This window comes from Streptomyces sp. NPDC054956, assembly GCF_053609185.1.
This window is the reverse complement of the sequence record NZ_JBSGXB010000308.1, coordinates 1-8,768: the sequence shown is the minus strand read 5'-3', so window position 1 is coordinate 8,768 and position 8,768 is coordinate 1. Positions and strand designations below refer to the sequence as shown.

The following is an 8,768-nucleotide window of genomic DNA, read 5'->3' as shown; positions in this document are numbered from 1 at the left end:
GCCCGGCCCCGAGGAGAAAATTTCCGCAAGGGATTGCACCCCTTCTTCCGAAAAGAGTGGCCGGCGCGTTCCCGAAGCCCTCACGGTGGCGAAACTTCTGCTTCACGAGGGCTTCACGTGCTGGTGACACCGCAAGTAGCCTCCCCGCAAAACCTTGCGGCAAGTTTTCAACGCCGTGGAGCCGCAGGGCCGTTGGCCCCGCTTCGAGGAGCAGACCTTGAGATCACGCACACGATCACGCCTCAGATGGCGGCCGGCGGCCCTGGCCCTGGCCTTCGCCGGGTGTCTGGCGGCAGCACTGCCGGCCGCCGGTGTCCCTGCCTCGGCCCCCACCCCCGTCTCCGCGTCCGCGCTCGCCTCCTCCGCCGCGCAGGCGTCGGCGGCCGCCGAGGGCACGGCCACGGTCTTCTACTACACCAGGACCCGCAACTGGACCGCGTACAACCTGCATTGGGCGCCCGACGGCGGCAGCTGGACGACCGTGCCCGGTACCGGAATGGAAGCCGCCTGCACCGATTGGGTGAAGAAGACCGTCAACCTCGGCTCGGCCGCCGGTCTCCAGGCGACCTTCAACAACGGCCAGGGCACCTGGGACAACAACGGGGGCAGGAACTACGCGCTGGGCACCGGCGTGATCACCGTCAAGGACGGGGTGGTGGCCCACAGCGACCCGTGCGCCGCGGACCCCGGAACGGGTACCGGCACCGGCGCGAGCGCCACCGTCTACTACTCGACCACCACCGTCGGCTGGCCGACCGTCAACCTGCACTGGGCGCCGACCGGCGGAGCCTGGACCACCGTCCCGGGCAGCGGCATGGACCCGGCGTGCACGGGCTGGGTGAAGAAGACGGTGTCCCTGGGCTCGGCCGCCGGGCTCGCCGCCACCTTCAACAACGGCAACGGCACCTGGGACAACAACAACGGCAGGAACTACGCCCTCGGCACGGGCCTGTCCACGGTGCAGGACACCAAGGTCACGGCGAACGCCGCAGACCCCTGCGCCGCTGCGGTCCCCGACACCACCGCGCCCACCGCTCCCACCAGGGTCCAGGCCGCCGCCACCGATGTGTCCGTGGTCGTGACCTGGGACGCGTCCACCGACGACCGGGGCGTGACCGGCTACCAGGTCACCCGCACCGGCGGCACCAAGGGCGCCGCCGTCACCCACACCACCTCCACCGTCCTCACCGAATCAGGCCTGGAGGAGCGGACCGACTACACGTACACCGTCAAGGCCGTGGACGCCGCCGGGAACCTCTCGCCAGCCTCCGCCCCGGCCCTCGCCACCACGGGTGCCCGGCCCCCGGCCCCGGCCGGTTCCGCACCGCTCGGCGGCGACCCCCGCAAGGACCCGATCTACTTCGTGCTCACCGCCCGCTTCAACGACGGCGACCCCGCAAACAACCGCGGCGGCAGCCAGCACGTGAAGTCCGGGAACGCGGCCAACAACGACCCCATGTTCCGAGGGGACTTCAAGGGTCTCGTCGAGAAGCTGGACTACGTCAAGGCCCTCGGTTTCTCCGCGATCTGGATCACCCCGGTCGTACTCAACCGCTCCGACTACGACTACCACGGCTATCACGGCTACGACTTCTACAAGGTGGACCCCCGCCTGGAATCGGCCGGCGCCTCCTACCAGGACCTCATCGACGCGGCCCACGCCAAGGGCGTCAAGATCTACCAGGACGTCGTCTACAACCACAGCTCCCGCTGGGGTGCCAAGGGCCTGTTCACCCCCACCGTCTACGGGGTGCGCGACGCGCAGTGGTCCTGGTACTACGACGAGAAGCAGGCCGGCTTCGAGTACGACGGCCTCACCGTCGACCCCAAGAGCGGCAAGTCGTACTACAACGGCGACCTCTGGTCGACCGCGGAGCCGGCCGGCAACACCTGCCTCAACTGGGGCGCGGCCACCCCGTACAAGAGCGCCGAGGGCTACACCGTCTACAACTGCCAGTGGCCCAACCCCACGTCGGGGATGTTCCCCAAGGCCCTGTTCCACCAGTGCTGGATCGGCAACTGGGAGGGCGAGGACGCCCGTTCCTGCTGGATCCACGAGGACCTCGCCGACTTCAACACCGAGAACCCGGCAGTGCAGAACTACCTGATCGGCGCCTACGACAAGTACATCGACATGGGCGTGGACGGTTTCCGCATCGACACCGCCGTGCACATCCCCCGCGTCACCTGGAACCGGCGTTTCCTGCCCGCCATCCAGAGCCGGGTGGCCCAGCAGTTCGGCGCCCAGAAGGCCAAGGACTTCTACGTCTTCGGCGAGGTCGGCTCCTTCGTCAACGACAAGTGGAACCGGGGCTCGGCCAACCAGTCGGCCCAGTACTACACGTGGAAGGAGTCGGCGGCGTACAGCGCGGACGATGCCACCGCGGCCGTCCAGCAGTACACCACCGACAACGACCCGGCCAAGCAGCCCACCAGCAACAACGCCTTCCTCAACGGGAACCTCTACCACGCCCCCGACCACGCCATGGCCTCCGGCATGAACGTCATCGACATGCGCATGCACATGAACTTCGGGGACGCGAACAACGCCTTCCAGAACGGCAAGGACTCCGACGACAGCTACAACGACGCCACCTACAACGTGGTCTACGTCGACAGCCACGACTTCGGCCCCGGTAAATCCTCCACCCGCTACGCCGGCGGCACCGACGCCTGGGCCGAGAACATGGCCCTGATGTGGACCTTCCGCGGCATCCCGACCCTCTACTACGGCTCCGAGACGGAGTTCCAGGCCGGCAAGCAGATCGACTGCGGCCCGACCTGCCCGCTCGCCACCACCGGCCGGGCCTACTACGGGGACAAGATCGCGGGTTCGGTCACGGCGACCGGCTTCTCCAAGGTCGGCTCCGCCACCGGAGCCGTCGCCGCCACCCTCGAATCGCCCCTGGTCAAGCACCTCCAGCGGCTGAACGAGATCCGCCGGGCCGTCCCGGCGCTCCAGATGGGCCAGTACTCCACCGAGGGCGTCTCGGGGGGAATGGCCTTCAAGCGCCGCTACACCGACGCGGCCACCGGCGTGGACAGCTTCGCCCTCGTCACCGTCACCGGCGGCGCCACCTACACCGGCGTCCCCAACGGCACGTACAAGGACGCCGTCACCGGCGACGTGCGGACCGTCACCGGCGGCACGCTGACCGTCGCCGCGCCCGGCAAGGGCAACCTGCGCGTCTACGTACTGGACCTCCCCGGCCAGGGCGCCGCACCCGGGAAGGTGGGCGCCGCCGGCCCCTACCTGAAGTAGCCGCCGGTCATCGCGGCAGCCGGGGCCCACGAGCACCTGCGCGTCCAGCCGGTGCGGGTTCAGCGCAGCAGGGCGGTGAGGAGTTCGCGCTGGTCGTTGGCGAGGAGGGCGAGCTGAGTGCGGTTGTCGAGCCCGAACTTGTGGAGGGCGCGGGAGAGGTGGGTCTTGACCGTGCCCTCGGCCAGGCCGAGGCGTTCGCCGATCTCGCGGTTGCCGAGTCCGTCGGCGAGGGCGACCACGCAGCGCAGCTCGCCCTGGGAGAGGGCGCGGATCCGTGCCATGACCTCGGGGGTCGGGGCCGGGTGGTGGTGGGTCGCGAAGCGGCTCATCACGGTCGCGATCACGTCGGGGCTGAGCACGGCGCGGTGCTCGGCCGCGCTGCGCACCGCCTCGCGCATGTCCTCGCCCGAGGCCGTCTTCAGCAGGTAGCCGTCGGCGCCAGCCCGCCAGACCCGGGCGACCTGCTCCTCGTCGGCGATGGTGGTCAGGACGAGGATGCCCAGGTCCGGATGGCCCTCGCGCAGCAGCCGGGCCGTCTCGGCACCGTCGAGCCCGTCCGGCATGGCCAGGTCGAGCACGACCACGTCGGGCAGCCGTTCCGCGACGACCTCCAGCGCCCGCGATCCCGTACTCGCCTCGCCCACGACCTCGATCCCGTCCGGGACGGCGAGGATGGTCTTCAGTCCCGCGCGGATGACGTCCTCGTCGTCGACGACCACGATGCGGATCACCGTTCTCCTCTTTCCTGTCCTGTGCGCGGGTAGGGGGCGTGGGCCCGCAGCAGATAGCCGCCGCCCTTGCCGTTGTCGTCGGGGCCGCCGGTCGCGGTGTCGCCGGCGGTGGCCGGTCCGGCTTCGAGTCCGCCGCCGAGCGACTCCAGCCGGCCGCGGAGCCCGGCCTGCCCGAGGCCGGTGCCCGGCGCGACCGACCGTACGGGCGCGCCCGGCGGGCCGTTCTCCACGTCGAGGGTCCAGCCGGCCGGGTCCGTCCGCAGGGCCAGCCGCACCGCCGAACCGGGCGCGTAGCGCAGGATGTTGGTCAGGCCATCGGTGACCACCCGGTGGGCGGCCTCCCGGTGCGCGGCCGGCAGCCGCCCGAACGCCTCGGCGAATCCGTCCCCGAGCCGTACGTCGACCCCCGCCGCGCGGACGCTGTCGAGCGAGCGGCTCAGCGCGTCGAGCCCGCCCGCCGCGGGCGTGTCCAGTTCCCGCAGCCGCAGTACGGCGGTCATGCCCCGCAGGTGGTCCGACGCGGACCGGCACTGCCGCTGCGCCGCGTCGAGCAGCCCGTCGGCTCCCGGGTCCCGGCCGCCCACGGAGCTCCGCAGCGACTCGACCAGGATGTTCAGCAGCGCCACGTCGTGGCCGAGCAGATCGTGGAACTCCCTTACGAGCCTGCGGCGTTCGGCGTTGACCGCCTCGGCCGCCCGCTCCCTGGCCACCTCCTCGGCCGCGGCCCGCTCCGCCATGTGCCGGCCGCGGGTCACACCGACCATGACGGTCATGAACACGGCCGAGGCGAGCAGGGCCAGGCTGGAAGGGGAGTTGTCCCGTACCAGCGGCGGGCCGAAGCCCAGTGCGCTGAGCGTGATCAGCTCGGCGGTGGCCGCCGCCCCGAACCACCAGGCCCAGGCGGTGCGCTGGTGGCGGCCGGCGGCGTAGGCGAGGAAGAACAGGGCGGTGAACTTCGCGCTGAGCGCGGTCGCGGCCAGCACCACGAGGGCGGCGGCCGGGAAGCGCGTACGGCGCCAGAGCAGCGCGGCACAGGAGACGAGGATGCCGAGCCAGCGCGGCACGGGGTGGCTGGCCCAGGACTCGTGGTCCAGTTCGGCGTAGACCTCGAAGGGGACGGTGACCAGCAGGCACGAGGCGGCCGCGATCCGGTCCCAGGTGACCGGGGCGTAGCGGTGCGGGGCGCGGGCGGCTGCGGTCCACTCCACGGCTCCTCCTTCCTGTTCTGCTGCGGTGTCCGAAATTGGCGTCTTCGTCCGGTCCCGTACGAGCACCCTGCCATCGGGACCGCCCCCCGCCCGGCACGCGACACGGGGGAGTCCCGCCCGGAACCGGTCCGGACGGGACTGAGCCTCGGCGGAAGGCGGTCGCCGTCAGTGGGTGGCGGCGGCCCGGGCGCTCGGACGCCGGTCCAGGAACCAGTGGGCGGCGAGCTTGAGCTGGTCCTCCAGGAGGAAGCAGCAGATCGCGTAGCCCCAGACGGCGGCGGCCCAGCCCCAGCCGAGCGGGGTCATGCCGATGCCGAGCACCGTGACGAGGGTGGCGATGGCCTGGGCCGCGCAGACCGCGATGACGAGGGGCTTCGCCGGGGCCGGGGAGGTCCAGAACCGGCCCTTGGTGCGGGTCACGAAGATGGTCAGCTGGCCGGAGACCGACAGGCTCAGGTAGACCAGCGAGTGGATCAGGCCGTCGCTCAGGTGGAAGACGTCGCGGCCGAGCACGAAGAGCAGGAAGGTCTCGGCGACACCGACCGTGCCCAGTACCGTCGCGACGGTGAGCACCCTGCGCATGTCCCAGGTCACGGGCTTGTGCGAGCCGCGCACCTTGTCGTAGGCGATCGTCAGGATCGCGCCGTCGTTGAGCAGGGCCAGCAGCACGATCATCATCGCGGTGACCGGGAAGAAGTTGTACGCGACGATCGTCAGGGTGATCAGGCCGAGCACCCGGATGGTCTCCGTGATGCGGTAGGTGGCGTAGTTCACCATCCGCTGGATGATCTCCCGTGCCTGGCCGATCGCGTGGCTGATCACGGACAGGCCCGGGGTCAGCAGCACCACGTCGGCGGCGGCCCGCGCGGCGTCCGTGGCGTCGGCCACGGCGATGCCGGCGTCGGCCTGCTTGAGCGCCGGGGCGTCGTTGACCCCGTCGCCGGTCATGCCGACGATGTGGCCGCGCTCCTGGAGCATCTTGACGATGCGGTACTTGTGTTCCGGGAAGACCTGCGCGAAACCGTCGGAGATCTCGACGAGTTCGGCGAGCTCCGCCTCGGGCTTGTCGTCGTCCAGGGCGTGGGTGTTGAGGATGTTGTCGCCCATCCCGATCTGGCGGGCCAGCTCCCGGCTGATCGCCACCTGGTCGCCGGTGACCATCTTGACCGAGACGCCCAGTCCGTTCGCGGCGGCCACCGTGTCGGCGGTGTCCTCGCGCGGCGGGTCGGCCAGCGGGAGGATGCCGAGCAGGCGCCAGGCGCCCGAGGCGTCGGTGCGGGCCACGCCGAGCGAGCGGAAGCCGCGGGCCGCGAAGGCGTCGGCGATGTCGGCGACGTGCTCGGCGGCCGGGTCGCCGTCGCAGAGCCGCGCGATGACCTGCGGGGCGCCCTTGCTGACGTGGTACGTGCCGGGCGCCGGGCCGGGGCCGGGACCGAAGCCGACCGTGGCCTCGGTGCGCTTGGTGACCGGGTCGAAGGGGACGAAGTCGGTGACGGGGGCGTGGTGCGCCCAGCCCGTGTCGGTGCCGGCGAGCCGGTCGGTGGCGGTGGAGATGACGATCCGGTCGATCGGGTCGCCGTTCTCGGCACGGGAGGCGAGCGCGGCGGAGCCGAGCAGGTCGTCCTGGTCGACGCCGTCCGGGACCCAGGGGTCCAGGATCGCGAGGCGGTTCTCGGTGAGGGTGCCGGTCTTGTCGGAGCACAGGATGTCGATGCTGCCCAGTTCCTCGACTGCGGGCAGGTTGGAGACCACCGCTCCGCGCTTGGCGAGGTTGCGGGCGCCGACGGCGAGGGTCACGGACATGACGGCGGGCAGGGCCACCGGGACGGAGGCGATGACGACGACGAGCGCGAACTCCAGGACGGAGAGCACCGGGTTGCCGCGTGCCACGGAGACGACGACGGTGAGGGTGACCAGGGCGACGGCCAGCAGGATCAGGTAGTTGCCGATCTTCAGAACGGCCTGCTGGAGGTGGCTGACCGTACCGGCCTCGCCGACGAGGGCGGTGGTCCTGCCGAAGAAGCTGTTGGCTCCGGTGCCTTCGACGACGGCGTCGGTCTCGCCGCGCACGATGACGGAGCCGGAGTACAGGGTTTCGCCGCGGCCGCGCTCGACGGGCAGGGATTCGCCGGTGAGGGCGGCCTGGTCCACCTCGAGGGTGCCCGCGCCGAGCGCCCGTACGTCGGCGGGGACGACGTCCCCGAGCCGGACCCGGACGATGTCGCCCGGGACCAGTTCGCGGACGGCCTCCGTGCGCCAGACCCCGTCGCGCAGGACGCGGGCCTCGGTGGCGAGACGCTGCTTGAGGGCGGCGATGGCGTTGGCGGCCTCGTGCTCCTCCATGAAGGCGACCACACCGTTGACGACGAGCAGCACGCCGATGATGACGACGTCCACCCAGTGCTGGACGACGATCGAGAGGACCAGGGCCGTCTCGATCATCCAGGGGATGGGGGCCCAGAAGTAGCCGAGGAACTCCCGCAGCGGGTTCTTGTGTTCCTCGGCGATCTCGTTCGGACCGTGCTCCTTCAGGAGGCGGTGCGCCTCGGCGGTGCTGAGCCCGTCCGGCCAGGAGGCCGGGGGTTCGAATGCGCGGAGCTCCTCGGGCTCCTCGGGTTCGGCGGGGGAGGTGGGGGAGGTGGGGGGTGCGGCGGGGACGGTGTCCGTGCTCATGGCGGTCACTTGCCTCCCTGCAGCAGGGACAGGAAGGAGGGGATCACCAGGGGGCGGGCGCCGCTCGTCATGGCCCTGCGGGCGTGGGAGACCGTGCCGGCGCGCAGGATGCGGACCACGTGGCTGCCGCACGCGGCGCACTCGGGGCGGGTCAGCGGGGACGGGACGCGGTCGCCGTCCACGGTGCAGAGCGTGCGCTGGACGCCGGTGCCGTCGATGTAGTGGTGGACGTCGTACTGCGTCTCCCAGCCGTTCCCGCAGTCGAGGCAGGTGAAGGCGTAGGACTCGTGGACGGCCTCGGGGGCGGTGTGGGCCGTCGGGGCGGTGCGGGCGGTGCGGGCCGTGTGGGCCGTGTGGGCGGTGCGGGTGGTGACTTCGTCGATGACGCTCATCGCGTGTTCCTCATGACCGGTGCTGGACTACTCGTCCGCAGTTGCTGCGGTGCTGGGGGCCGGTGCCCGGTCTCGCTCCGACCTCTTCCAGGAAACGCCCGTCGAAAGGCCGGTGGGGGACGCGAAGGGCCTGTCTTCGTGGGGCTGCGGACCACCCGTCCGGGACATTTCGTAAGCGAAAGCGAGTCGGCGTGATGTGTTCGAGCATATGTTCGATAGACGCGCTAGGCTGGAGTCATGCACGCACTCCAGGGCTCCCTCTTCGACCAGGACGACGAGATCCGGCTCGGCCCGACGGCGGGCCTGCGGCGTACGGAACTGGGCGCCGGGGCCTGGGTGGACCACCGGCCGGGCTGGCTTTCGGGCGCCGACGCGCTGTTCGAACGGCTCGCCGCGGACGTGCCGTGGCACGCCGAGCGGCGGCAGATGTACGACCGGGAGGTGGACGTCCCGCGCCTGCTCGCCTTCTACGGCGAAGGCGACCCGCTGCCGCACCCGGCGC

Annotated in this window: 5 protein-coding genes and 1 pseudogene; 2 read left to right on the top strand and 4 right to left on the bottom strand. The window is 71.2% G+C overall.

What is annotated here, in order from left to right:
• Nucleotides 1-217: 217 nt before the first annotated feature.
• A complete protein-coding gene (locus ACWGDE_RS32235) occupies nucleotides 218-3,262 on the top strand; it encodes a carbohydrate binding domain-containing protein (RefSeq protein ID WP_453392581.1) in 3,045 nt (1,014 codons plus the stop codon).
• A 59-nt stretch (nucleotides 3,263-3,321) separates the two neighbouring features.
• Here the strand turns inward: ACWGDE_RS32235 and ACWGDE_RS32230 are convergent, their stop codons facing one another.
• The 4 genes from ACWGDE_RS32230 to ACWGDE_RS32215 all read right to left on the bottom strand — a co-directional run bounded on the left by ACWGDE_RS32230 (nucleotide 3,322) and on the right by ACWGDE_RS32215 (nucleotide 8,266).
• The gene (locus ACWGDE_RS32230) at nucleotides 3,322-3,993 is read right to left on the bottom strand and encodes a response regulator (RefSeq protein ID WP_453392580.1); all 672 of its coding nucleotides are present in this window, start codon (nucleotides 3,991-3,993) and stop codon (nucleotides 3,322-3,324) included.
• Nucleotides 3,990-5,201 (bottom strand): sensor histidine kinase, encoded by a 1,212-nt coding sequence (locus ACWGDE_RS32225; RefSeq protein ID WP_453392579.1) that lies wholly within the window; start codon nucleotides 5,199-5,201, stop codon nucleotides 3,990-3,992. The genes ACWGDE_RS32230 and ACWGDE_RS32225 overlap by 4 nt, the downstream gene beginning before the upstream one ends.
• 165 nt (nucleotides 5,202-5,366) lie before the next feature.
• Nucleotides 5,367-7,874 (bottom strand): plasma-membrane proton-efflux P-type ATPase, encoded by a 2,508-nt coding sequence (locus ACWGDE_RS32220; RefSeq protein WP_453392578.1) that lies wholly within the window; start codon nucleotides 7,872-7,874, stop codon nucleotides 5,367-5,369.
• 5 nt (nucleotides 7,875-7,879) lie between these two features.
• Entirely contained in the window at nucleotides 7,880-8,266 is a 387-nt protein-coding gene (locus ACWGDE_RS32215; RefSeq protein WP_453392577.1) for a hypothetical protein, read from the bottom strand.
• A gap of 237 nt (nucleotides 8,267-8,503) precedes the next feature.
• Between ACWGDE_RS32215 and ACWGDE_RS32210 the strand changes: the two are divergent.
• Nucleotides 8,504-8,768: pseudogene (locus ACWGDE_RS32210) on the top strand (alpha-ketoglutarate-dependent dioxygenase AlkB); the annotation flags it as partial.